This is a genomic window from Streptomyces sp. B15 (assembly GCF_018070605.1).
In the GTDB taxonomy this organism is placed as follows: Bacteria; Actinomycetota; Actinomycetes; order Streptomycetales; family Streptomycetaceae; genus Streptomyces; species Streptomyces smyrnaeus.
The window spans coordinates 212,722-237,579 of the sequence record NZ_JAGPXJ010000002.1 but is presented as its reverse complement, the minus strand read 5'-3'; the positions used below and the strand labels follow the sequence as shown (position 1 = coordinate 237,579).

Below are 24,858 nucleotides of genomic sequence, written 5' to 3'. Positions count from 1 at the left end.
GTGTCCGTCCGCGCCCGAAAGGGTGCCCGAATGTGTTTACTTTCCGGTCAGCCGGTCGTAGTCTCCCGAGTAACCCACATGACCGGGCACAGAACGGACCTGAACCCACATGTACGCACCTGAGCGCCAGCAGGCCATCCTCCGTCTCGCGGAGGAGCAGGGCCGCGTGGATGTGCTGTCGCTGGCGGCCGAGTTCGATGTCACCGCCGAGACAGTGCGCCGTGACCTCAAGGCTTTGGACCGCGCCGGACTCGTGCGCCGCGTCCACGGTGGTGCCATCCCCGCAGGGCGTCTCGACTTCGAGCCCGACCTGGCTTCCCGGGAGTCGGCGGCGACCGACGAGAAGGAGCGCATCGCGCAGGCCGCCCTCGCCGAGCTGCCCCCGGAGGGAAGCGTGGTGCTCGACGCCGGCAGCACCACGGCCCGGCTCGCCACGGTCATTCCCATGGACGCCTCGCTGACGGTCGTGACCCACGCCCTTCCCACCGCGGCCCGTCTGGCCGACCATGCCGGGATCGAACTGCACATCGTCGGCGGGCGGGTACGGCACCGCACTCGTGCGGCCGTCGACGCGTGGGCCCTGCGGACCTACGGCGAGATCAAGGCCGACGTCCTCTTCCTCGCCACCAACGGCTTCTCCGTCGCCGGTGGACTCACCACCCCCGATCTGGCCGAGGCGGCCGTCAAGCGCACGATCATGGCGGCGGCCCGGCACGTTGTTCTGCTCGCTGATTCCACCAAAGCGGGACAGGAGCATTTCGCCCGCTTCGGCGACCTGTCACAGGTCGACCTCCTCATCACCGACACCGGACTGAGCAAGGACGAGGCGCGCGCCATCGAAGCCCAGGGCACCAAGGTCAAACGCGTCTGAGGCGCCTCCGGGGCCCGCCCACTGCCCACACCCCCCCCGCCCCTCCACCTCGTTCCGACCCCAGCCCCCTCTTCTCCGTCCCTGCTCTCCCGTCCCCCTCCCCGTCCCTCTCGCCAGGCACCGTCCCCGGCGCTCCGGCGCATCGCAACAACTCTGGAACCACCTATGACCGTCCTCACCGTCACCCCCAATCCCAGCCTCGATCGCACATATGAGATACCGGCTCTCGACCGTGGGGCCGTGCTGCGGGCGAGTGCCGACCGTGTCGACCCGGGCGGCAAGGGGGTCAACGTTTCCCGCGCGGTTGCCGCTGCGGGGCATCCCACGGTTGCCGTCCTGCCGGTCGGTGGCCCGGAAGGCGCCCTCCTTTCGCAGCTCCTCAGCGATCTCGGTATCGCGGTGGCCGGTGTGCCGGTGCAGGGCTCGACCCGGGTCAACATCTCCCTGGCCGAACCGGACGGCACCCTGACCAAGATCAACGCTGCCGGTCCCCACATCGGCGCGGCGGAGTCCCAGTCGCTCCTGGACACCCTTGCCGCCGAAGCCGCCTCGAGCCGGGCGCGCTGGCTCGTGTGCTGCGGCAGCCTGCCGCGGGGACTCGCGCCCGAGTGGTACGCGGCAGTCGTCACCCGGGCCCGCGAGAACGGGGTCCGCGTCGCGCTCGACACCTCGGGCCCCGCCCTCGCGGCAGCCCTCCCCGCGCAGCCCGATGTGGTCAAGCCCAACGCCGACGAACTCGCCGAGGTCGTCGGCCGCCCCCTCACCACCGTCGGGGATGCCGTCAAGGCAGCCGAGGAGGTGCGGGGCGCCGGCGCGGGAGCGGTGCTGGCCAGCCTCGGCGCCACAGGACAGCTCCTGCTGGACGCCACCGGCACCTACTTCGCAACCGCTCCCGTCGCCACCGTCCGCAGTGATGTGGGTGCGGGCGACGCCTCGTTGGCGGGCTTTCTGACCGCCGGCGGCGCCCGGGCCCAGGCACTGGTCTCGGCCGTGGCGCATGGCGCAGCCGCCGTCCAACTGCCCGGCAGCCAGATGCCCACTCCGGACGACGTCCGTCCGGAAGCGGTCACCGTGACCACCGACGTCCCCTTGGACCTCCCCCTTCTCCCCGATGTCAACGGAGCCGTCCGATGAGCCAGTTGATCACAGCGGAGCTGGTCGATCTCGATCTGTCCGCCACCACCAAGGCCGATGCCGCCCGCTCGCTCGCCGAGCGGATGGTCTCGCAGGGCCGTGTCACCGACCTCGAAGGTTTCCTCGCCGATGTCGAGGCCCGCGAGGCGCAGATGCCGACCGGCCTCGAAGGAGGCATCGGCATACCCCACTGCCGCAGCACTCACGTCACCGAGCCGACGCTGGCGTTCGGCCGTCCCCGAACGCCCATCGACTTCGGTGCCACCGATGGTTCGGCGGACCTCATCTTCCTGATCGCTGCCCCTGACGGCGCTGACAGCGATCACTTGACGATCCTGTCCTCCCTCGCCCGCCATCTGGCCGACCCCGGGTTCACCGCCGCTCTGCGCTCCGTGTCGGATGCGGAACGGGCGTCGGCGCTCATCCGTGGGGACGCCGATCCGGGCACGCCTTCCTCCGACGGGCAGCCGGAGACGTCGGGCGAGACGGCCGACACATCGGCGGACGGCGAGAGCAGGCCCCAACCGCAGGAGGCGGGACCGGAGCGATCCGGAAGCCCCGAGCCGTCGGCGGACCCGGACTCCGGGCCGGAACACGCCGAGCGCACCGAGCCGTCGACGCAGTCGCAGAAGTCGCAGAAGTCCAGTGACCGGGAGTCCGGGGCCTCGGCCTCGGAGTCCTTCCGGATCGTGGCCGTCACCTCCTGCCCCACCGGTATCGCCCACACCTACATGGCGGCTGAGTCGCTGGAGAGAGCGGCCGAGGAGGACGCGTCCAGCACCGTCGTCACGGTCGAGACCCAGGGCTCGGCCGGATTCCAGCGGCTCGACCCCTCGGTGATCGCTGCCGCGGACGCCGTGATCTTCGCCCACGACGTCGAGGTCCGGGAACGGGAACGCTTCGCCGGGAAGCCCACCGTCGATGTCGGGGTCAAGGCCGCCATCAACCGTCCCGCCGAACTCATCGAGGAGGCCCGGACCAAGGCCGCGCGCGGTGAGTCCTCGCCCAAGGCCTCGGCCGCCGTCCCCATGGACAAGGGGGCCGCAGAAGGTGACGGGTTCGGGACCCGGCTGCGCACCTGGCTGATGACCGGGGTCAGCTACATGGTCCCCTTCGTCGCCGCGGGCGGGCTGCTGATCGCTCTGTCGTTCGCCATCGGCGGGTACGAGATCGCCGACGCCAAGTCCGTCGCCGACCACTTCGTGTGGAGCGAGGCCCACAGCTGGGCCGCCCTGCTCAACCAGATCGGCGGCCTCGCCTTCGGCTTCCTCGTGCCCGTCCTGGCGGGTTACATCGCCTACGGCATGGCCGACCGGCCCGGTCTCGTACCCGGTTTCGTGGGCGGTGCTGTGGCCGTCCAGATTCAGGCGGGCTTCCTCGGCGGGCTGGTGGCCGGACTGCTCGCAGGCGCCATCGTGATGGCGATCCAGAGGGTCGATATCCCGGCTGTACTGCGCGGCATCATGCCGGTCGTCGTCATCCCGCTGATCTCGTCCGCGATCGTCGGCGCGCTGATGTTCGTGGTCGTCGGAAAGCCGATCGCCACCGCGCAGAAGGCCATGACCGACTGGCTGGGCGGACTGACCGGTACCAACGCCGTCCTGCTCGGGCTGCTCATCGGCCTGATGATGTGCTTCGACCTGGGCGGGCCCGTCAACAAGGTCGCCTACACCTTCGCCACCGGGGGCATCGCCACCGCCGACCCCGGCAACGGCAGCCTGATGGTCATGGCCACCGCCATGGGCGCCGGAATGGTGCCGCCGCTGGGCATGGCGCTCGCCACCACCGTGCGCGGCAGCCTCTTCACCAAGACCGAGCGGGAGAACGGCAAGGCCGCCTGGGTGCTCGGTGCCTCCTTCATCAGCGAGGGAGCCATTCCGTTCGCCGCGGCCGACCCGCTGCGGGTGATCCCCGCCTCGATGGCCGGCGGAGCTGTCACCGGCGCGCTCTCGATGGCCTTCGGGAGCACGCTGCGAGCCCCCCACGGCGGAATCTTCGTCGTGCCGCTGATCGGGTCCCCGCTGCTCTACCTCGTCGCCATCGCGGCCGGAACTGTTGTTACGGCCGGTCTGACTCTCGTCCTCAAGGGCGCCCGTAAGCAGGCCCCGAAGGCGGAGAGCGCCCCGGCGCAGGACAGCGGGGAGGCACGCGTCCCGGCAGGTGTCTGAACCGGACCTGTCAGGCGGTCCCGGCGACAGCGCTGTTCCACGGTGCGTCGCCGGGACCGTGCCGGTTGGACGGTGCGGCGCCGGGACGGTGCCGGCCGGCATCCGCTCCCCACGTGCTCGGTGCGGTGCCCGGGTCGGCTCCAGGCGTGGCCACCTGCCTCGCGGCACCCGGCGCGGTGCCCTCGTCAGCCGTCGGCGTCGGGCTCCCGGTCCGCCATGGTCCGTTCGTCCCCGTCCGGTCCGCGGAGCCCAGGGCCGTATAGATCGTTGTAGGAGGGAAAGACTCCACCGGGGCCGTCCACACCGTCCGCTGCCCGCACCGCTTTGACCACCGCGCGGGTGACCACGTCGGCTCCCGCGGCCAGTACCTCGTTGATCTCGCCGCTCCCCAGCTCGCGGGCGCCCGTGGCCAGCGCGAACACCGTGTCCCCGTCGTGCATCAGATGCACCGGGCGCACCGCCCTCGCCAGCCCGTCGTGGGCGCTGCCCGCCATCCGCTGGGCCTGTGGGCGGGTCAGTCCCGCATCCGTTCCCAGCACCACCAGGGTGGTGTTCAAGGCGGGCCGGAGTGTTCCCGCGGCGCGCCTGGCGGTTTCCTCCTTCGCCTCCGAGCGCAGCATCTCCGCCTCGGCGTGCTCGTCCTCGGTCGGGATGTGCGGCAGGCCGTCGGCCAGTTCGCCGTAGAGCACCCCCGTCGCCGGGTCCGTCGCCGACCCCGCCGCGTTGAGCACCACCAGGGCGCCGACCACCGTTCCGGAGGCCAGCCGGGTGCTCGCCGTGCCTATGCCGCCCTTGAGGCCACCGACAACAGCACCTGCCCCGGCGCCGACACTCCCTTCCGCCACCGGCGCGCCCGGTTCCGTCGCGGCCGCCGCCTCCACCGCCTCGCGACCCAGCGCCGCGTCCGGCCGGGCGTTCCAGCGTCCGCCCCGTCCCAGGTCGAAGATGACCGCCGCCGGAACGACCGGTACCACCTGTGAGGGATCGGCGCCCACCTGAACGCCGCGACCCTGCTCCTCCAGCCAGCCCATCACGCCCGAGGCGGCGTCCAGCCCGAATGCGCTGCCGCCACTGAGGACGACTGCGTGGATGCGCTCGACCAGATTGCGCGGGTCCAGCGCGTCCGTCTCCCGAGTCCCCGGGGCTCCGCCCCGAGCGTCCACCCCCGCGACGGCGCCCTCCTGCGGAGTCAGCACCACCGTCGTACCGGTCAGCCAGCCGTCCTCGGTCCGCTGTGCGTGACCCACGCGCAGGCCGGGCACATCGGTCAGCGCGTCCCGCGCGCCGGTCGGCGGCTGCTGCGGCGCGGGGCGCGGCTCCTGGGCGTCGTGAGTGTCCATGAAGCATCAATACCAGCAGGCGCATGCGACGGCCGTACGCTTGAGCCATGAGCGTCGACCCGCAGCCCCCCGTCCGGCCGGACACCCCGCACGACGCGGCGGCCTCGCTGATCTTCGACGACCCGCTGAGCCGTCCGTCGTCCGACGACACGGACCGGGGCTGGGGCGAGGGGTCGGGCGGCGCGTCCGGGGGAGCCGAGGCCGACCTCGCGCGCTTCCTCGACGAGAAGCCGCCCCACCACCTCTGACCCCGGCCCAGCAGGCCGTACCGCGCCTGCTCCCGGCTCTCGGGTGTGCGCTGCCCGGTCCGGGGGGTCCGGGAGCCCCGGCTCTTGGCACGGGCACGGACGCTGTCACCCGGGCGGGAGCCGTTTTCGTCCTCCGGGCGGGAGCGGGGTGGCGCTTGCGCGGACTTCCGCGCTACTTGTTCGTGCTGATGCCGCTGCCGCGCTGCGGTCCCACCGAGCCGTCCGGGCCGGCCGTCGCGCTGCCGTCGCCGGCCTCGGGGGAGCCGTTCTCGCCCGCGCGCTGGGCGAGCAGTACGTCGCGGATCTCCGTCAGCAGTTCGACCTCGGTCTTGGGCACCTCCACCGGGCCCGCCTTGGCCTGCTGGCGCTCCTTGAACTTGTTCATCGGCAGGATCATGAGGAAGTAGACGACTGCCGCCGTGATCAGGAAGGTCAGCGTGGCGCTGAGCACCGGGCCCCAGTGGATCGGGATGCCGTCCACTACCTCGCCCGTCGAGCTGTACTCGCAAGGGCCCTTCAGGCAGGAGCGGTACTTGTCCAGATCCTTGGTCCCGACAGCACCGACAAGTGGGTTGATGAATCCGTTGACGACGGCGTCGACGATCTTGCTGAAGGCTGCCCCGACGACCACGGCAACGGCCAGTTCGACCACGTTGCCGCGCATCAGGAATTCCTTGAAGCCGGTCAGGACGCCCTTCTTCTCGGGTGCGGGTGCGTCGTTGCTCAACGGACTTCCTCTTCCAGAACCATGTGACGATGCGGACTGCGAGCGGGAGGCCGAGGGCGCACGGGACTGCGATCGGCACCCACGGACGAAACAGGCGGCTCGCCTGCCCCGGAACACGGTGGTCCATACGCAGGCGACCCTGGCGCCCCCGGCGTGACCGGGGCAGGAGGCGGCTCAGCACAGCGTCACCGCCAACCGGGACTTCGCCGCGGCGCCCGCCAGCGCTGCCGCCGTCCGCCGGGGGACGACGACAACGATCAGGGCGTCCTCGGCTCCGCCGCCCGAGACAGTGTCCCGGTACTTCGGCACCTGGGCTACTCGGGCATTTGCGGCCACGACTCGGGCGGAAGTGCTCTTGGACGTGCTCGCCAGTACGTCGATCCGGTCGCCGGGGCTCAGCAACCGGACCATGGCCGGGTCGGCGATGCGCACGGGCGCGGAGACGGGAGCCGTCTGAGCACCCCCGTCAGTGACGGATCTCTCATCGCCCGGCCGGGTCCCTGCCCGCCCGCCGGTCCTGCCGTCGGTGGCGTCCTGTGCCGCGCCGCCGCCCGGCGCGGCGACCGCGAGGCCCGCCGCGGTGACGGCCAGCGCCACCGAGAGGGCCCTGCGGCGTCCCGGCGCCCCGCGCCGTAACCGGCGGCCACCGCGCCCGGCGCGTACCGGGGGGAAGTCGGGAACGGATGCGCGTGAGCGCGTACGAAGGGGCAGTTTTTCGGGGAGGGGCCGCTCGGGAAGGGGATTCCGGGATCGGGGCACGACGTTCACCACCAGCCATCACAGGGAGAAGAACCGCCTGTTCACGGCCTTCGGTGACTACGGTGAACCCATCGGCGGAATCCCGCTGACGGCCCCGGAAATCTGTGGATGACCGGAGAGTTGTGGACAACTCCGTCACCCGGGAGGGGGACGGGGAGGGTCAGGGAAGGGTGATTCCGGGCTGCAGCCCGCCCAGCGCCGAACCGCACTCGCACTTGCGTGCGTCCGCGGCGGGCAGCTCGCGTACGGCGTCGAACAGGACCTCGCGCAACCGGCCGATGTTCTCGCCGAAGACCCGAAGCACCTCCTCGTGCGAGACGCCGTCCCCGGCCTCGGCACCCGCGTCCAGGTCGGTGACCAAGGCCAGCGAGGAGTAGCACAGCTCCAGCTCGCGGGCGAGGATCGCCTCGGGGTGGCCGGTCATGCCGACGACGGCCCAGCCCTGTGCCGCGTGCCAGCGGGACTCGGCACGGGTGGAGAAACGCGGGCCCTCGATCACGCACAGTGTGCCGCCGTCCACCGCTTCCCAGCCCTTGCCCCGGGCGGCCCGCAGCGCCGCCTGGCGGCCGGCGTCGCAGTACGGGTCGGCGAAGGCGACATGGATGACCTGGGGAATGCTGCCGTCGGTGAGGGGCTCTCCGTCGAAGAAGGACTGCTGCCGCGACTTCGTACGGTCCACCAGCTGGTCCGGCACCACGAGCGTGCCCGGACCGTACTGCGGCTGCAGACCGCCGACCGCGCACGGCGCGATGATCTGCCGTACGCCCACCGAGCGCAGCGCCCACATGTTGGCGCGATAGTTGATGCGGTTCGGGGGCAGGTGGTGACCGCGGCCGTGGCGCGGAAGGAAAGCCACCTGGCGGCCGCCGGTCTCTCCCAGGAAGAGCGAGTCACTCGGCGACCCATAGGGCGTCTCGACAGTGATCTCGGTCACATTGTCGAGAAAGGAGTAGAAGCCGGAACCGCCGATGACGCCGATCTCTGCCTGTTCGCTCATGCCGTCACCCTAAGGGCGCACACCTGGCGCTGGGCAGGGGGACGGAGCAGGCCCGGCGCACGGGCCTGCCGAGCGTTCGGTTCAGGCTGAAGTGCCCGCCTTGGCGGTGCTCTTGCTGTCGCTCTTGCCGGAGGACTTCGACTCCGAGGAGGACGAGCTGGAAGACGACGAGTCCGAAGAGGAGGACGAGCCCTTGGAGTCGCCGTTCTTGCCGGACGAGTCCGAGGACGAGCTGCTGGAGGCGGGGCTGCTGCTCGACGAGGAGCTGCTGCGACTGTCGTTGCGGTAGAAGCCGGAGCCCTTGAAGACGATGCCGACCGCCGAGTAGACCTTCTTGAGGTGGCCCTGGCAGCCGGGGCACTCGGTCAGCGAGTCGTCCGTGAACTTCTGCACCACCTCGAGGCCCTCGCCGCACTCGGTGCACTGGTACTGATAGGTCGGCACGTTCTTCCTCCTGGCACTCTCACTTGTTGAGTGCTAACAACGGTCAATAGTGCAGCATTCCAGCGCGTCAGTCCACCGGGACCGAGGTTCGGTGACCCAGCCCACGTGCGGCAACCAGTCCGTTGTGCGCGGGGTGCAGCGCTTTCTTGAAGCTCAGCAGCACCAGCAGGGCGAGACCGGTACCGGCCAGTGGGGTGAGGAAGCCCGCCCCGGCTCCGGAGTGGTCCGCGAGCTGCCCCGCCACTGTCGAACCCGTCGCCTGGCCCAGCGCCACCGCTCCCGTCAGCCAGGTGAGCGCCTCGGTCCGGGCACCGGCCGGGACCAGCGTCTCGATCAGCGTGAAGCAGGTGATCATGCACGGGGCCACGCACAGCCCGGTCAGCGCACCGAGCGCTCCCAGCAGCACCGCCCATGGCCCCAGCTGCGCAGTCAGCGCCACCAGCGCGGCAGCCGCCACCAGCGCCGGGTAGGCGGTCAGCAGCCGGGTCTGGGGCCCGCGCTTCCAGCGGATGGCGCCCACGGCGACGGCAGCCAGCATGTTGCCCGCCGCGAAGACGCCGTACATCACGCCGTTGATGCCCGGCTGACCGATCGACTCGGTGAACGCGGTGAGCGAGACCTGCATCCCGCCGAAGACCATCCCGATTCCGAGCAGCGCCGCCACGAGCACCCGCGCCCCGGGCACGGCCAGTGTGGACGTCGATTGCCCGGCGGCCTGCGGGGCGTCGGCGCCGGTCCGCTCACCGGCGCCCGCGCGCGTGCGGGCCGGAGCAGGCTGCGTACGGCGCTGTGCGGCGAAGACCAGCCCGCCCACCAAGGAGACGCCTGCCTCAGCGGCGAGCCCCGCGGCGGGATGCACCCCCGTGCACAGTGCCGTGGCGAGCACCGGGCCGACCACGAAGGTGAACTCGTCCGTCACCGACTCGAAGGCCGCCGCCGTGTTCATCAGCGGGGACCCCTGCAGCCGCGCCGCCCAGCGGGCACGCACCATGGGGCTGATCTGCGGTGCGGTGGCACCGGCCGGCACCGCCGCGACGAACAGCACCCACAGCGGCGCGCCCAGGAGGGCAGCGGCGATCAGGGCCGCGACGGTGAGCACGTGCAAGAACACCTGGGGGACGAGGACGGCGCCCTGTCCGAACCGGTCGGCGAGCCTGCCGCTCTGCGGCGCGATGAGAGCCATGGCGATGCCCGCCGTCGCCGAGACGGCACCTGCCAGGCCGAACGATCCGGTGGTGTGCTGGACGAGCAGCACGATGCTGATCGTCAGCATCGCGTAGGGCTGGCGGGCCAGGAAGCCGGGCAGCAGGAAGGACCAAGCTCCCTCGGTGCGCAGCAGTCGTCCGTATCCGGGGCGCTGGGAGGAGCGCCCGGAGCGCCGGTTCTCTCGTGCCTCGTCGGTCTGTGCGTGGTCGGTCTCGGTGGCCGGGGATTCCACGGCCGGGCCTTTCTGCCGCCTGGTAGCGCGTTCGGTGTGACGCGCCGAGAGCTGTCCTCTCGCGCAGGACCGGGGTAGATACCCGGTCCGGTGCAGGGGTGGGCTTTCCGGACCGTGGCCGCCGAGCGGTCGCGCCAGCTCTGCGTCAGGCAGAGTCGGGGTGTTTCTTTCCGCACTGAGGATAACGGGCTCGGGCAGTTTTCCGTAAAACGTGACACAAGCCCGGCGGCACCGGCCCGCAGTCCCGCCGGCGCCGCCACGGCGTGCACCACCGCGCCAGCCAGGCCCACAGCGCCGCCACGGTGGCCACCGCTGCACCAGCTGGCGGCCACCGGCGCACTGCGCGCTGTCTCGGCAGTCGCCGCTCGGCCCCGGCGGTCACCGGCGTATGGCCGTGCTGCCTCCCGAGCTCAGCCAGCCGGCGAGCTTGCCGCCGCGACTGACCGACAGCAGGCGTCGTTCGGCGGCGTCGCGCACCTGGTCCGTGGTGACGACCAGAAGCTCGTCACCGTGTTGCAGCACGGTGGAGGGCAGGGGTACGAAGCTGGCACCGTCGCGCACCACCAAGGTGACGGCGGCGCCCGCCGGGAGGCGCAGTTCGGTGATCTCGACGCCGTGCATCCGGGACGTCGAGGGGATCGCCACGGACAGCAGGTGTCCGCGCAGTCGCTCCAGTGGCGCGGATTCGATGTCGAGGTCCGCCGCCTCGTCCCTCTCGTTCAGCCGCAGCTTCCGGGCCAGCCAGGGCAAGGTCGGCCCCTGGAGCACGGTGAAGACGACGACCAGCACGAAGACGATGTTGAAGATGCGCCGGCTGCCCTCGACGTCGGCGACCATCGGGATGGTCGCCAGCACGATGGGCACGGCACCCCGCAGCCCGGCCCAGGAGAGCAGCACCTTGTCCTGCCAGGGCAGGCGGAACCGCTCCAGGCAGAGGAAGACCGACAGCGGGCGGGCGACCAGGGTGAGGGCCAGCCCGATCAGTACGGCGGGCCAGAAGTCCTTCCACAGGTCGTGCGGCGTCACCAGCAGCCCAAGCAGTACGAAGAGGCCGATCTGCGCCATCCAGGCCACTCCGTCGGCGAAGCTGCGGACAGCGGGACGGTGCGGCAGTTTGCCGTTGCCCAGGATCAGCGCTGCGACGTAGACGGCGAGGAAGCCGGAACCGTGTGCCATGGCGCCGCCGGCGTACGCCAGGAAGCACAGCGCCATCACGGCGATGGGGTACAGCCCGGACGCGGGCAGCGCCACATGGCGCATGCCCAGCTCACCGAGCTTGCCGACGACCAGACCCACCAGCAGCCCGATGGCCAGTTCGACGATGATCTGGCCCAGCAGGAAGTACCAGGTGTGGTGCTCCGTGCCGAGCGAGGAGAAGGTGACGACCAGCAGCACGACAGGTGCGTCGTTGAACCCGGACTCGGCCTCCAGCACGCCGGTGAGCCGTTTGGGCAGCGGCACCCTGCGCAGCACGGAGAAGACGGCGGCGGCGTCCGTCGAGGAGACCACGGCGCCCATCAGGAGCGAGGCCTGCCAGTCGAGTCCGATCAGGTAGTGCGCGGCCAGCGCCGTGACGGTCACGCTGATGGCCACGCCGAACGTCGACAGCACGGCGGCCGCAGGCACAGCGGGCCGGATGTCACGCCATTTCGTACTGAGTCCGCCCTCGGCGAGGATCACCACGAGGGCGGCGTATCCGAGGACTTGGGTCAGCGCGGCGTCGGAGAAGGCGAAGCCGATGCCGTCCTGGCCTATGGCGATGCCTATCCCGAGGTAGACGAGCAGGCTGGGCAGCCCGCTGCGCGAGGAGAGACGGACCGCCGCGACGGCGATGAGCAGGACGAGGGCGCTGAAGAGCAGTAGCTGGTTGAGGCTGTGGACGGTCAGGGCACGGTCCTCTCTGGCCGGGGCTCTCTCCTTGAGTGCACGAGTCGGTTGCTCCGGGCGCGGGGAATCGGCGCCTGAAGGCGGGTTCTTGAGCGGGCGGGCTGGTACGTGGGGCGGTCCTGACGGTCTCCTGACGCTTTCCTGACGAGTTCTTGACGCGCCGCCCATGGCGGAGCGCGGCTCCCGGACAGATGTCCGGCAGCGGCTAGTTCGTTTGGGTAGCTAACAATTTACCATTGCTTGAATATGCCGCCGGGAGAATTCCCAGGGGGTGACTCGCTGTCCGGGCGCGTCGGGGGTCGGCCTATGGTTGCTCCGTACGGATCGAGCCCGTCCGGTCCCCTCAGTCAAGGTTCACCCTGCCCCTCGAAGGACAGCGATGCCCGCCAAGAAGACCTCGCGACGCGCCCGCCTCATCGTGATCGTCGTCGTGCTGCTGCTCGTGGCCGGCATCGGCGGCGGCACCTACTGGGGCGTCAGCACTGTCCGGGACTCCTTCCCGCAGACCACCGGGTCGCTCAAGCTCAAGGGACTGACCGCGCCGGTCAGCGTGAAGCGGGACAGCAGCGGCATTCCGCAGATCTACGCCGACAACTCCAAGGACCTCTTCCTCGCCCAGGGCTATGTGCAGGCGCAGGACCGCTTCTGGGAGATGGACGTGCGCCGCCACATGACCTCCGGGCGCCTGTCGGAGATGTTCGGCGACAGCCAGGTGAAGACCGACGCGTTCTTGCGCACCCTCGGCTGGCGCAGGGTGGCCGAGAAGGAGTACAAGCAACTCCCCGCCGAGACCAAGGGCTTCCTCAAGGCGTACTCCGCTGGTGTCAACGCCTACCTGAAGGACCACAAGGGCTCGGAACTCTCCGTCGAGTACGCGGCACTCGACCTGGCGGGAGAGAACTACCAGCCCGCCGACTGGAGCCCCGTCGACTCGGTCGCCTGGCTCAAGGCGATGGCCTGGGACCTGCGCGGCAACCTGTCGGACGAGACCGACCGGGCGCTGATGACCAGCCGCCTGGACAAGGACCAGATCGAGGACCTGTACCCGGAGTACCCGTTCGACAGGAACAAGCCCATCGTCGACAAGGGCTCGGTCGACCCCGCCACCAAGAAGTTCGACCCGAAGGCCGAGGGCGGCGAGAACGGTCCGCAGAACGGTTCGGCCGGCACCGGCACCGGGCAGTCGGGTACCGGCGGCGGTGAGCCGCCCGCTGCGGGCGCCGGAGCCGGCGGGACGACCCCTGACGCCTCCGGGACCGGGAACGGCGCTCAGGGAGCCGGTGAGGCGGCTCAAGGGGCCAGGACACAGCTGGGGGCCGTGGCCAAGAAGCTGGACAAGATCCCCGGACTGCTCGGCCCGAACGGCAGCGGAATCGGCTCCAACTCCTGGGTGGTGTCCGGGAAGTACACGACCACCGGCAAGCCGCTGCTGGCCAACGACCCGCACCTGGCGCCGCAACTGCCCTCCGTCTGGTACCAGATGGGCCTGCACTGCCGCTCGGTGGACAAGTCGTGCCCCTACGACGTCTCCGGCTTCACCTTCTCGGGCATGCCCGGCGTGGTCATCGGCCACAACCAGGACATCTCCTGGGGGATGACCAACCTCGGCGCCGATGTGACCGACCTCTACCTGGAGAAGGTCAGCGACGGGCACTACCTGTACGACGGCAAGCAGGTGCCGTACCGCACCCGCGAGGAGACCATCAAGGTCGCCGGCGGCAAGGACCGCACCATCACCGTCCGCGAGACCAACAACGGGCCGATCATCTCCGACCGTGACAAGGAACTGCGCAAGGTCGGCGACCAGTCACCGGTCGGAAACGCCGCACCGGACCGCGGTGACGGCTACGCGGTCTCCCTGAGGTGGACCGCGCTGGAGCCCTCCAAGACCATGGACGCGGTCTTCAAGCTCAACCGGGCCTCGAACTTCTCCGAGTTCCGGGCGGCGGCCCGCGAGTTCGCCGTCCCCTCGCAGAACCTGATCTACGCCGACACCAAGGGCAACATCGGCTACCAGGCACCCGGCCGTATCCCGGTACGCGGCAAGGGCGACGGACGCTACCCGGCACCCGGCTGGGACCCCAGCTACCGCTGGAAGGGCTACATCCCCCAGCGCGCCCTTCCGTGGGAGTACAACCCGAAGCGCGGCTACATCGTGACCGCCAACCAGGCCGTCGTGGACCGTGAGAAGTACCCCTACCTGCTCACCGACGACTGGGGCTACGGAGCGCGCAGTCAGCGGATCAACGACCTCATCCAGTCGAAGATCAAGGACGGTGGGAAGGTCTCCATGGACGACATGGAGACGATGCAGATGGACAACAGCAGCGAGATCGCCAAGCTGCTGGTGCCCTACCTGCTGAAGATCGAGGTGGACGACAAGTACGTACGGAACGCGCAGAAGCTGCTGGAGGGCTGGGACTACACCCAGGACTCCGACTCGGCGCCGGCCGCCTACTTCAACGCCGTCTGGCGCAACCTGCTCAAGCTCGCCTTCGGCGACAAGCTCCCCAAGGAGCTGCGGGTCAAGGGCGACTGCCTGTACGTCGCGCCCTCCGACGACTCCGGCCCTGTCGACGATCTGAACGGCAACCAGCGACTGGTGCGCGAGTGCGGACAGCGCTCGCCCGACGACGCACAGCCCGACGGCGGTGACCGGTGGTTCGAGGTCGTACGCAAGCTGCTCAAGCAGCCGGACAGCGAGTGGTGGAAGACTCGCGACACCTCGACCCGCAAGGGTGACAAGAACCGCGACGACCTGCTGGCCCACGCCATGAAGGACGCGCGCTGGGAGCTCACCTCCAAGCTCGGCAAGGACATCAACACCTGGAGCTGGGGCAGGCTGCACCGGCTGATGCTCAAGAACCAGACCATCGGCACCGACGGTCCGGGCTTCATGCAGTGGCTCCTCAACCGCGGTCCCTGGGACCTGGGCGGCGGCGAGGCGGCCGTCAACGCCACCGGCTGGAACGCGGCGGGCGGATACGACGTGACCTGGGTGCCGTCCATGCGGATGGTCGTCGACCTGAGCGACATGGACAACTCCCGGTGGATCAACCTCACCGGCGCTTCCGGGCACGCCTACAACGCGCACTACACCGACCAGACCGACAAGTGGGCCAAGGGCGAGTTCCTCAAGTGGCCGTTCAGCGAGAAGGCGGTGGACAAGGCGACCGAGGACCAGATGGCCCTCACTCCCTGACGGCCCGGCGCTCAGCTACTGCGCTCGGTGACTGGGCTGAGCCGATGCGCTGAGCCACTCGGCTCAGCGGCGCCTGGGCTCAGCCCCTGCGGTAGGCGCCTGGGCTCGCACCTGCGGGCAGTTCCCGTGCTCAGCCTTTCGCTGGGCCTTCCGCCGGGCCCTCCGTGACCCCGAAGCGGTGTACTCCGCTCGGGGTCACGGCCGTGTCCACCCGGCGGTCGTGTTCCTCGCCCTCGATACGGTCGACCATTTCGCCGTCGTACAGCAGCACCGCACAGGCCGGCTGTGCACCCCGGGCCGCCAGCCGGGTGAGTACCCGGTCGTAGCAGCCGGCGCCCCGCCCCAGCCGCAGTCCGCTGCGATCCACGGCCAGCCCCGGCAGCAGCACCGCGTCCGTCTGGGTGACCGCCTCCGGACCGAGTCGGGCCCCGGACGGCTCGCGCAGCCCGCGCCCGGCCGCCACGAGCGCATCAGGCCCCTCGTAGGCCGCCCAGTCGAGGTCGTTGTCCTCCCGCAGAACAGGCAGCAGTACCCGTACGCCCCGCCTGCGCAGCGCCTCCAGCAGCGGGCCGGTGCCCGGCTCGCTGCCCACCGACGCATAACCGGCGACCGTGGCCGCACCGGCGAGCTCGGGCAGCTCCAGCACGTGACGAGCCAGTGCGTGTGCGGCTGCCTGGAGGTCGTCCGCAGTCAACGTTCTCCTCACCGACAGGACAGCGCGGCGCAACTCACGCTTACTACCGTCGCCGACGACCTCCGGTCCGCCCATGGAAATCCCAGCCCCTTCCGCGCCGTAAAACGCAATAAACCCAACAAACGCGATAAACGCCGTGGACGCTTATCTCCCACATCAAGTCAGCGGTTATGGTGCGGGACATGACTTCTCCCCGCGCACCGATCACCAAGGCAGTCATCCCCGCCGCCGGCCTGGGCACGCGCTTCCTGCCTGCGACAAAGGCCACACCCAAGGAGATGCTCCCGGTCGTCGACAAACCCGCGATCCAGTATGTGGTCGAGGAAGCGGTGACAGCCGGTCTTTCGGACGTCCTCATGGTCACCGGTCGCAACAAGCGCCCCCTGGAGGACCACTTCGACCGCAACTACGAGTTGGAGCAGGTGCTGCGGGACAAGGGTGACGACTCGAAGCTCGCCCGGGTGCAGGAATCCAGCGATCTGGCCACCATGCACTACGTCCGACAGGGCGACCCGCGCGGCCTGGGGCACGCCATCCTGTGCGCCGCACCGCACGTGGGGGACCAGCCCTTCGCCGTGCTGCTCGGCGACGACCTGATCGACCCGCGCGACCCACTGCTCTCCCGCATGATCGAGGTGCAGGAGGAGCGCGGCGGAAGTGTCATCGCACTGCTCGAGGTCGACCCCGGCAGCATCCACCTGTACGGCGCAGCAGCAGCCGACTCCACCTCCGACAGCGACGTGGTGCGGGTCTCCGACCTGGTGGAGAAGCCTTCGGCCGAGGAAGCGCCCAGCAATCTGGCCATCATCGGCCGCTATGTGCTCGACCCGGCGGTCTTCGAGGTCCTGCGCAAGACCGAGCCCGGCCGGGGCGGCGAAATCCAGCTCACCGACGCCCTCCAGGCCCTCTCCGCCGACGAGTCCCTGGGCGGCCCCGTGCACGGTGTCGTCTTCAGCGGCCGTCGCTACGACACCGGAGACCGGGCAGACTACCTGCGTGCCATTGTCAGGCTTGCGTGCGAACGTGAGGACCTGGGCCCGGAGTTCCGGGACTGGCTGCGCGGTTACGTCACCGAGGAGATGTAAGTCTTGAGCAAGACCTGGTCGGTCGATGAGCACCTGGAGGACATCCTCCGCAGTGTCCGCCCGCTGGACCCCATCGAGCTGAACCTGCTCGACGCGCAGGGCTGCATCCTGGTCGACGACGTCGTCGTCCCGACCGCGCTCCCGCCGTTCGACAACAGCTCCATGGACGGCTACGCCGTGCGCACGGCCGACGTCGAAGGAGCCAGCGAGGAGTTCCCCGCGGTGCTCAGCGTCATCGGCGACATCGCGGCGGGCAGCCAGGGCCTGCCCACCGTGGCGTCCGGCGAGGCGGCCCGCATCATGACCGGCGCGCCGCTGCCGCCCGGTGCGGAAGCCGTCGTACCGGTGGAGTGGACCGACGGCGGCACAGGCGGCGGTCCGGCGGATGCCATGCCCGCGCACAGTGACGCACCGGAGGGCGCCTCGGGCCAGGTACGTGTGCACCGCCCGGTCCTTCCCCGCCAGCACGTACGGGCCAAGGGCAGCGACGTGAAACCGGGCACTGTCGCACTCAAAGCGGGTACCGTCCTCGGCCCCGCACAGGTGGGACTGCTGGCAGCCATCGGATGCGGCGCCGTGACCGTCCGTCCGCGTCCCCGCGTGGTGGTCCTCTCCACCGGGAGCGAACTCGTCACACCAGGGGAACCGTTGGGGCCCGGGCAGATCCACGACGCCAACAGCTTCGTACTGACCGCCGCGGCACGCGCGGCCGGAGCCATCCCCTACCGGGTCGGGGCCGTGGCCGACGACGCCGACACGCTGCGGGCCACCATCGAGGACCAGCTGATCCGTGCCGATCTGGTCATCACCAGCGGCGGGGTCAGCGTCGGCGCCTACGACGTCGTCAAGGAGGCGCTCTCCCGGGTGGAGGCCTTCCGGGGCGGCGAGGAGGAGGACCGCGAGGACGCCGTCGGTGACGCGGTGGAGTTCCGCCGACTGGCGATGCAACCGGGCAAGCCGCAGGGCTTCGGTCTGATCGGTCCCGACCGCACCCCCATCCTCACCCTCCCGGGCAACCCGGTGAGCGCCTATGTCTCCTTCGAACTGTTCGTACGCCCAGCACTGCGCACGCTGATGGGTCAGGAGTCCGTCCGGCGGCGGACAGTGCGCGCCCGCCTGGCCGTCGACTCCCCGCTGACCTCACCGGAAGGCAAACGGCAGTTCCTGCGGGGCGACTACACACCGCCCGGCGAGGAGGACGAACTGGGCACCGTTCGGGCGGTCGGGGGAGCGGGCTCCCATCTGATCGCCGCTCTCGCACAGGCCAACGCTCTGATCGACGTCCCCGAGAAGACCGACCGGCTCGCCCCCGGTGAAGAAGTGACGGTCGTCCCCCTGGACTGATGCAGCAGGCCGCGCCCTTGCCGCTGCCGGTACCGTGTCTGGGCACAGCACAGGACCGGGAGAACCATGACCAGCCCCCAGCAGCACCTCACCCATGTCGACGCGTCCGGGGCCGCGCGGATGGTCGACGTGTCCGAGAAGGACGTCACCGCCAGGACGGCCCGCGCCACCGGGCGCGTGCTCGTCTCCCCGCAGGTCGTCGCACTGCTGAGGGGCGAGGGCGTGCCCAAGGGAGACGCACTGGCCACCGCCCGTATCGCGGGGATCATGGGTGCCAAGAAGACACCGGAACTCATCCCGCTGTGCCACCCCCTGGCCGTCTCCGGGGTCAAGGTCGACCTGTCGGTCGCCGACGACGCCGTCGAGATCGCGGCCCAGGTCAGGACCACCGACCGCACAGGCGTCGAAATGGAAGCGCTCACTGCGGTTACGGTCGCCGCTCTGACGGTCATCGACATGGTGAAGGCGGTCGACAAGTCGGCAGCCATCACGGACGTCAGGGTGGAGGAGAAGACCGGCGGCAAGTCCGGAGACTGGATCCGTCGGCAGCCGCTCACCGACGAGGAGGGCGCATGAGCGGTCCCGAGCAGCGGGAGTCCGAACGGCACCCGCACCCGCACGGGCACAGCACCGACCCCGGCACCGGTGCCGGCCCCAGCGCCGGCACCCGGGCCCACGACGGCTCCGGCCGCCCCGCGCAGCCCTACCGTGCCCTCGCCGTAACGGCCTCCAACCGCGCATCCGCGGGGGTCTACGCCGACAAGGGCGGGCCGCTCCTCGTGGAGGGCCTGAGGGCCATGGGATTCGCCGCCGAGGGGCCACGGGTGGTGCCGGACGGGGAGCCGGTCCGCGAGGTGCTCGAGGAGGCTGTGGAGGCGGGCTACGCCGTCGTTCTGACGACAGGCGGCACCGGCATCTCCCCGACCGACCGGACGCCCGAGGTGACCCGCGCCGTTCTGGACTACGAGATCCCCGGTATCCCCGAGGCCATCCGCGCCGAAGGAGTGACGAAGGTCCCCACAGCGGCTCTCTCGCGCGGCGTCGCCGGCGTCGTCGGCCGCACACTTGTCGTCAACCTGCCGGGCTCCACCGGTGGCGTCAAGGACGGGCTGGCCGTCCTCACCCGCCTGCTGCCGCACGCTGTCGACCAGGTGCACGGCGGTGACCATCCTGCCGAACCGGGCTCCGCAGGACATCAGGCAGGACATCAGTCCGACAGCCGGTCCAACAGTGGGCGCAGCAGTCGCTCCGACAGTCGGCGCAACAGTCGGTCCGAGAGCCGTTCCGACGACGGGTCCGGCGGCCCAAGAGGGGGCGACCCCCGCTGAACGCCCCGTGGCCGGCCGAGCTGGCGGACGGTCCCACGGCCCTCCGCCCGATAAGACTGCGCGACCAGCGAGCCTGGCGTGAGGTCAACCAGCGCAACCGTGACTGGCTGCGCCCATGGGAGGCCACCATTCCGCCGGCGCCTCCCGGCCATCTGCCGCCGCGCCGGCCCACCTTCCGCCAGATGGTGCGGCATCTGCGGACCGAGGCGCAGGCCGGTCGGATGCTTCCCTTTGTCATCGAGTACGAGGGAAAACTCGCCGGACAACTGACCGTGGCGGGCATCACCTGGGGCTCCATGTGCTCCGGGCATATCGGCTACTGGATCGACCGCGCGGTAGCGGGACGGGGCGTGATGCCGACAGCGGTGGCACTCGCCGTGGACCACTGCTTCCGTTCCGTCGGACTGCACCGCGTCGAAGTCTGCATCCGACCGGAGAACCTCCCCAGCCGCCGTGTGGTGGAAAAGCTCGGCTTCCGGGAAGAAGGCACCCGCCCGCGCTATCTGCACATCGACGGCGCCTGGCGCGACCATCTGGTGTTCGCCCTGACGGCGGAGGAGGTTCCAGAGGGTCTGCTGGCCCGCTGGCACCGGTCGCAGCCCGGTCGCTCGACAGAAATAAAATAAATGTTCGAATTGTGGGGTTGTCGGGATAGCCAGCCCCTGCCCGGCCATTTATCGGCCATTTCCGCGTAGCCCGGACGAGAAGTCACAAAAAAAGTTCGAGGGATCAGCCAGATCGTGCGACACACCGGGCTATTTGGCAGATGGGCTCATGCGATCCCCTCTACCGTGTGAGGGTGAGCAGCAGTGGCCTCATCTACGCAGTCATCGTCGGGGCCTGGGCCGCCTACTTGGTGCCGATGTGGCTTCGCCGACAGGACGAGCTGAACGAAGCCCGTCCGACGGAACGCTTCAGCACCGCCATCCGGCTGCTGTCCGGCAAGGCCGGCATGGAGCGTCGTTACGCGAGAGAAGCGGAGCGACGCCGGGCACGCGAGGGGTGGGCAGCGGAGGATCCGTACGAGCGGAGAGCCGCAGCAGAGTCCGGCGGTCCCGCCGCGTACGGCTTCGACGATGACGCGTACACGAGTGACCCGGACGCCGTCACCGAGCAGGCGGTGGACGTCCGGGCCTTTGCCGACCCCAAGACCATGGTCGGCGCGCCCGGTGTCGAAGCGCTGACCGAAGTGCACGCTCACCGAGTCTCTGCCGCGCACGAAAGTCCTGCTGCCGCGGAAGGCGGCCCTGACGCGGCGGCGCACGCCCGGCAGGCCCGTCCCGGGCAGGCGCACCCCGGGCAGGACCCGCGCGCAGGAGAGGACCCCGCCCAGGCAGGCCCCGACGGCCCCCGCGCGGGCGCGGTACGTGGGCAGGTGGCTGACGCGCGTGCTGCCGCGCTGGAAGGCAGACGCGCCAAGCAGGCCAAGCGCGCCAAGCTGCTGGCGCGACGGCGGCGTACGACGATGCTGCTGTTCCTTGCCTTCACCGTCGGCACCGTCATCGCGGCAGTCCGCGGACTCGCCCTCCTGTGGGTGCCCGCCGTTCCCGCCGTCCTGCTGAGCACCTACATCGTCTACCTCCGCGCGCAGGAGCGGCGCCGTTTCGCGTTCACCATGGACCGGCGCCAGGCCGAGGCGGCAGCGCGCAGTCTGCACGCCCAGCGGCCGCGCGGCAGCGCCAAGAGCGCTCCCGGCCGACGCCGGGCCGCGGCGCAGGAAACGGACACCGAACCAGGCCTCTCCGCCCGCCCGGCGGGAGCCGGTCGCGAGGGGCGCCGCCCACGGGCGGCTGTCGCTCCGGACGGTGCGCAGCCCGAGCGGGAGCGCGAGCGCGGCAGTGCCCACACTGACGCTCCCGGTGAGGACCGGATGGACGCCCGGCAGGAGGCCCGCGTCCAAGCGGAACAGCAGGAGGCGGCCGAACGGCGTGCCCTGGTCGAGCAGACCGACCACGCCGAATGGGTCGACCAGCAGCGTGCCCGGGACCGCGACTCCTCCGAGGGCGAAGGCTGGGATCCCGTACCGGTCCCGCTGCCCACCTATGTGAGCGCCCCGGTCGCCCCCCGCTCCACCCGGGGCGTCGACCTGGAGGCCCCGGACGCGTGGAGCTCGGCCCGCTCCAGCACCGCCCCCGTCGCCGAGCCGCACCCCGCCGAGACCGGGGCCCCCGGCAACGAGGCCTCGCACCCCCGCCGCGACCGCACGCCCCTCTTCGACCAGTACGAGGACGAGCACCGCCCCCGCGCCGCCAACGAATGATCCTCCCCCTGTGACCAGCGCAGGAACGGATTTCCTCCCGCCCCGGCGAGGATGCTAAAGTTTCATCCGTCGCAAGGGCCTGTGGCGCAGTCCGGTAGCGCATCTCGTTCGCAACGAGAGGGTCAGGGGTTCAAATCCCCTCAGGTCCACCGCACGTCAGAGCCCCCGCCGGGGATATCCGGTGGGGGCTCTTTCGTGTGTCGGGGGAGGGTCAGGGGTGGCAGGCGCGGGCGGTGTGGATCGTGGTGGCGGTGAGGAAGAAGGCGTCGGGGCGCCAGAGGATGCCGGTGCAGGCGTCGCCGTGCAGCAGATGGTCGAGAGTGGTGAGGTCCTCCTCGGGCAGGTAGGGGGCCAGTTGGTGGCGCAGGCGGGTCAGTAGGTGGTGGAGGTGTTCCCGGGCCGGCAGGGCGAGGGGGGTCGGGTGGTCGGTGAGGAAGGTGCGGGTGCCGGTGGGGACGAGGCCGGCGTGGGAGAGCATGGCGGGCCAGTCCTCGACGGTTGACATCGAGCCGGGGAGGGCGGCGCGCATTGCTGCGAAGCTCTCCTCGGACGCCGCGTCCAGTCTCGCCTGCAGGCCCGGGCGGCCGATGCCGATGTCGCGGGGGAGGAAGCGCGGGGGCAGCCCGCGTTCGGCGACAGCCAGTACGCCGCCGGGGCGCAGACGGGTGGCCAGGGTGTCCAGGGCGGCCTGTTGGTCGCCGAGGTGGTGTACCGCGTGGCTCGTCCAGATCAGTTCGGCCGATCCCAGGCCGGCCAGTTCTTCGGGCAGGTCGGCTCGGTGGGTGACGACTCTGCCGGCCGGGATCTGGCGGTCCGCGCGGGCCCGGGTGCGTTCCAGGAGGCCGGGTGCCTGGTCGACGGCCACGACCTCCGCGCCGGGGAAGCGGTCGGCGAGCAGGCAGCTGATGACGCCCGGTCCGCTGCCGATGTCGAGGACGCGGCCGACCGCGCGGGCGTCCGTGGCGTCGGTACGCAGCAGATCGTGCAGCCAGGCTGTCGCCGTTTCCAGGGCGGGCAGATGGAGTTCGGCCTCGCGCTCCAGTGCCGCGCCGAGCGCTTCCCAGTCCACGTCCGTCGGGTGTGTCTGCGTCATACGGCGGCTCCCTGCGGGGCGGGCACGGCGTGAGCGGCCGCGCGGTGTGCTTCGAGAGCCCGGTCGATGTCTTCGTCCACCAGGTCATGGGTGAGGGCGAAGGCCGCCGCGGCGCCCATGCCCGCGGCTGTCACCACCTGGGCGCGTGGGTCCACGACGTTGCCGACTGCCCAGACGCCGTACACGCTGGTGCGGCCCGAGCCGTCGGTGGTCACCACTCCCCGTTCGTCCTTGGCGCAGCCCAGTTCCGTCAGGAGGGAGTCGTTCGGCACCATCCGGGGGAAGACGAACGCCGCGCTCCGCGGTACGACGCGGCCGTCGGTCAGCTCGACGCCTTGCAGTCGGTCGTCGGTCACCGCCAGGCGCTTGATCTCGCCTTCGACCGTGCGGACACCGCGCGCGGTCAGCCGTTCGCGGTCCTGGTCGCTCAGTGGCCGGGTGTGCGGGAAGTGGACGACGTCAGCAGACCACTGGACGAGCAGCAGCGCCTGGTCGACCGAGTCGGGGTGGGTGCCCAGTACGCCGAGCGGCTGGTCGCGGACCTCGTAGCCGTGGCAGAACGGGCAGTGCAGCAGATCGCGTCCCCACCGTTCGCGGACGCCGGGAAGGTCGGGCAACTGGTCGCGCAGTCCGGTGGCCACCACGATGCGGCGTGCCCTCAGTGCTGCTCCGCCGGACAGGTGGACGAAGAAGCCGGGCGCTATCCGGTCAACGTGGTTGTCGAAGATGTCGGCACCGTAGCCGGTGAGCTCCGCCCGGCCTGCCTCCAGCAGATCCGCGGGGGGCATGCCGTCGCGGGAGAGGAAACCCCGCATGTGTGCGGCGGATGCGTTGCGGGGTCGGCCGCCGTCCACCACTGCCACCGTGCAGCGGGCCCGTGCCAGTACAAGGGCGGCGTTCAGACCGCCGGCGCCCGCACCGATCACCACCGCGTCGTACACCTTCTCGGCTGCCCCGGCCACCTTGCTGCCGACTTCGTCGGCGCGCCGGGGGGACTTCGTGTCGCTCATCGCGATCACCTCCTGGACGCAGGCTGCGACCAGCCGCGGCAGAGCGGCAAACTTTGTTGCCGTTTCCGGGAAAAGCAGGGTGCAATGGGCGCGTGGCAGACTCCGACGCCCTTGCACAGGCTCTCGCCCAGGTCGGTCCGCGGCTCAAGCGGTTGCGCACCCGGCGGGGGCTTACCCTGGCCGCCCTCGCTCGGGCGACCGGTATCTCCAAGAGCACGCTGTCCAGGCTGGAGTCCGGTCGGCGCCGCCCGAGCCTGGAACTGCTGCTGCCTCTCGCTCAGGCCCACCAGGTGCCGCTGGACGAACTGGTCGACGCTCCGGAGGTCGGTGATCCCCGGGTGCGGCTCAAGCCGCAGCGGGTCAACGGCAACACCGTGCTGCCGTTGACCAGTCAGCCGGGGCCGCAACAGGCGTTCAAAATGGTGCTCCCGGCACAGCGTTCCGAGCCGGACCTGTGCACGCACGAGGGCCACGAGTGGCTGTATGTCCTCTCGGGGCGGCTGCGACTGCGGCTGGCCGCGCACGACCTGGTGCTGGGCCCGGGCGAGGTCGCCGAGTTCGACACCCGGCTGCCGCACTGGTTCGGCAGCACGGGCAGCGGGCCCGTGGAGATACTCAGCCTCTTCGGTCGCCAGGGGGAGCGCCTGCATGTGCGGGCGCAGCCCCGCCAGACTCGTTCCATCGAGGGAGCAGACCGTTCCGCGGAGGGAGCCGGTCGTCCCGCCGGCGGGAGTGACCGGGCCGCCGAGGGGAGCGAGCGGGCCGTCGACGAGGGGTGACGAGTGTGCCGACCGCAGCGCTGGTCCGGCCGGCTGTCGGAGTCGTCCCC

22 protein-coding genes and 1 tRNA gene are annotated in these 24,858 nt (G+C 70.7%); 13 read left to right on the top strand and 10 right to left on the bottom strand.

Annotated features, from left to right (window positions below):
* The first annotated feature begins 109 nt into the window (after positions 1-109).
* The 3 genes from KBY19_RS02520 to KBY19_RS02510 all read left to right on the top strand — a co-directional run bounded on the left by KBY19_RS02520 (position 110) and on the right by KBY19_RS02510 (position 4,173).
* Entirely contained in the window at positions 110-871 is a 762-nt protein-coding gene (locus KBY19_RS02520) for a DeoR/GlpR family DNA-binding transcription regulator (protein ID WP_099881891.1), read from the top strand.
* A 165-nt stretch (positions 872-1,036) separates the two neighbouring features.
* Positions 1,037-2,005 carry a 1-phosphofructokinase gene (pfkB, locus tag KBY19_RS02515; RefSeq protein ID WP_210965046.1) on the top strand — a complete coding sequence of 323 codons (969 nt, stop codon included), beginning with the start codon at positions 1,037-1,039 and terminating at the stop codon, positions 2,003-2,005.
* Positions 2,002-4,173: a fructose-specific PTS transporter subunit EIIC gene (locus tag KBY19_RS02510; RefSeq protein ID WP_210965045.1), complete on the top strand. Its 2,172-nt coding sequence runs from the start codon at positions 2,002-2,004 to the stop codon at positions 4,171-4,173. The genes pfkB and KBY19_RS02510 overlap by 4 nt, the downstream gene beginning before the upstream one ends.
* Positions 4,174-4,358: 185 nt before the next feature.
* Here KBY19_RS02510 and KBY19_RS02505 read toward each other — a convergent pair whose 3' ends face one another.
* Entirely contained in the window at positions 4,359-5,513 is a 1,155-nt protein-coding gene (locus tag KBY19_RS02505) for a P1 family peptidase (RefSeq protein WP_099881885.1), read from the bottom strand.
* Between the two features lie 47 nt (positions 5,514-5,560).
* Between KBY19_RS02505 and KBY19_RS02500 the strand changes: the two genes are divergently transcribed.
* On the top strand, positions 5,561-5,761 hold the full coding sequence (locus KBY19_RS02500; RefSeq protein ID WP_099881883.1) for a hypothetical protein: 201 nt from the start codon (positions 5,561-5,563) through the stop codon (positions 5,759-5,761).
* A gap of 172 nt (positions 5,762-5,933) precedes the next feature.
* Here KBY19_RS02500 and mscL read toward each other — a convergent pair whose 3' ends face one another.
* From mscL to KBY19_RS02470, 6 genes are all read right to left on the bottom strand, one after another.
* On the bottom strand, positions 5,934-6,488 hold the full coding sequence (gene mscL / locus KBY19_RS02495; protein WP_099881881.1) for a large conductance mechanosensitive channel protein MscL: 555 nt from the start codon (positions 6,486-6,488) through the stop codon (positions 5,934-5,936).
* Between the two features lie 174 nt (positions 6,489-6,662).
* On the bottom strand, positions 6,663-7,085 hold the full coding sequence (locus KBY19_RS02490; RefSeq protein WP_247690509.1) for a hypothetical protein: 423 nt from the start codon (positions 7,083-7,085) through the stop codon (positions 6,663-6,665).
* 322 nt (positions 7,086-7,407) lie between these two features.
* The gene (locus KBY19_RS02485) at positions 7,408-8,244 is read right to left on the bottom strand and encodes an S-methyl-5'-thioadenosine phosphorylase (RefSeq protein ID WP_210965044.1); all 837 of its coding nucleotides are present in this window, start codon (positions 8,242-8,244) and stop codon (positions 7,408-7,410) included.
* A gap of 81 nt (positions 8,245-8,325) precedes the next feature.
* Complete coding sequence (locus tag KBY19_RS02480) at positions 8,326-8,688, bottom strand: FmdB family zinc ribbon protein (RefSeq protein ID WP_099881877.1); 363 nt, start codon at positions 8,686-8,688, stop codon at positions 8,326-8,328.
* Positions 8,689-8,755: 67 nt separating this feature from the next.
* Complete coding sequence (locus KBY19_RS02475; RefSeq protein WP_247690537.1) at positions 8,756-10,027, bottom strand: MFS transporter; 1,272 nt, start codon at positions 10,025-10,027, stop codon at positions 8,756-8,758.
* 477 nt (positions 10,028-10,504) lie between these two features.
* On the bottom strand, positions 10,505-12,181 hold the full coding sequence (locus KBY19_RS02470) for a potassium/proton antiporter (RefSeq protein ID WP_247690508.1): 1,677 nt from the start codon (positions 12,179-12,181) through the stop codon (positions 10,505-10,507).
* A gap of 211 nt (positions 12,182-12,392) precedes the next feature.
* On the opposite strand from KBY19_RS02470, the gene KBY19_RS02465 reads away from it, so the two are divergent.
* Positions 12,393-15,215 carry a penicillin acylase family protein gene (locus KBY19_RS02465; RefSeq protein ID WP_210965042.1) on the top strand — a complete coding sequence of 941 codons (2,823 nt, stop codon included), beginning with the start codon at positions 12,393-12,395 and terminating at the stop codon, positions 15,213-15,215.
* Between the two features lie 130 nt (positions 15,216-15,345).
* On the opposite strand, the gene KBY19_RS02460 is transcribed toward KBY19_RS02465, so the two are convergent.
* A complete protein-coding gene (locus KBY19_RS02460) occupies positions 15,346-15,984 on the bottom strand; it encodes a 5-formyltetrahydrofolate cyclo-ligase (RefSeq protein WP_185017200.1) in 639 nt (212 codons plus the stop codon).
* A gap of 107 nt (positions 15,985-16,091) precedes the next feature.
* Between KBY19_RS02460 and galU the strand changes: the two genes are divergently transcribed.
* The 7 genes from galU to KBY19_RS02425 all read left to right on the top strand — a co-directional run bounded on the left by galU (position 16,092) and on the right by KBY19_RS02425 (position 22,075).
* A complete protein-coding gene (gene galU, locus KBY19_RS02455; RefSeq protein WP_099886569.1) occupies positions 16,092-16,994 on the top strand; it encodes a UTP--glucose-1-phosphate uridylyltransferase GalU in 903 nt (300 codons plus the stop codon).
* 3 nt (positions 16,995-16,997) lie between these two features.
* Positions 16,998-18,338 carry a gephyrin-like molybdotransferase Glp gene (glp, locus tag KBY19_RS02450; protein WP_099881868.1) on the top strand — a complete coding sequence of 447 codons (1,341 nt, stop codon included), beginning with the start codon at positions 16,998-17,000 and terminating at the stop codon, positions 18,336-18,338.
* 66 nt (positions 18,339-18,404) lie between these two features.
* Complete coding sequence (gene moaC, locus KBY19_RS02445; RefSeq protein ID WP_099881866.1) at positions 18,405-18,914, top strand: cyclic pyranopterin monophosphate synthase MoaC; 510 nt, start codon at positions 18,405-18,407, stop codon at positions 18,912-18,914.
* Positions 18,911-19,666 (top strand): molybdenum cofactor biosynthesis protein B, encoded by a 756-nt coding sequence (locus KBY19_RS02440; protein ID WP_210965041.1) that lies wholly within the window; start codon positions 18,911-18,913, stop codon positions 19,664-19,666. The genes moaC and KBY19_RS02440 overlap by 4 nt, the downstream gene beginning before the upstream one ends.
* Positions 19,663-20,292, top strand: a complete 630-nt coding sequence (locus tag KBY19_RS02435) for a GNAT family N-acetyltransferase (protein ID WP_099881862.1) — start codon at positions 19,663-19,665, stop codon at positions 20,290-20,292. The genes KBY19_RS02440 and KBY19_RS02435 overlap by 4 nt, the downstream gene beginning before the upstream one ends.
* Before the next feature lie 173 nt (positions 20,293-20,465).
* Positions 20,466-21,926 carry a gephyrin-like molybdotransferase receptor GlpR gene (gene glpR, locus KBY19_RS02430; RefSeq protein ID WP_210965039.1) on the top strand — a complete coding sequence of 487 codons (1,461 nt, stop codon included), beginning with the start codon at positions 20,466-20,468 and terminating at the stop codon, positions 21,924-21,926.
* Positions 21,927-22,001: 75 nt separating this feature from the next.
* A tRNA-Ala gene (locus KBY19_RS02425) sits at positions 22,002-22,075 on the top strand.
* Positions 22,076-22,137: 62 nt separating this feature from the next.
* Here the strand turns inward: KBY19_RS02425 and KBY19_RS02420 are convergent.
* Positions 22,138-23,019: a trans-aconitate 2-methyltransferase gene (locus tag KBY19_RS02420; RefSeq protein WP_210965038.1), complete on the bottom strand. Its 882-nt coding sequence runs from the start codon at positions 23,017-23,019 to the stop codon at positions 22,138-22,140.
* Entirely contained in the window at positions 23,016-24,029 is a 1,014-nt protein-coding gene (locus KBY19_RS02415) for an NAD(P)/FAD-dependent oxidoreductase (RefSeq protein WP_210965037.1), read from the bottom strand. Before KBY19_RS02415 ends, KBY19_RS02420 begins: the two co-directional genes overlap by 4 nt.
* 92 nt (positions 24,030-24,121) lie before the next feature.
* On the opposite strand from KBY19_RS02415, the gene KBY19_RS02410 reads away from it, so the two are divergent.
* Positions 24,122-24,808: a helix-turn-helix domain-containing protein gene (locus tag KBY19_RS02410; RefSeq protein ID WP_210965035.1), complete on the top strand. Its 687-nt coding sequence runs from the start codon at positions 24,122-24,124 to the stop codon at positions 24,806-24,808.
* The last annotated feature ends 50 nt before the right edge of the window (positions 24,809-24,858 follow it).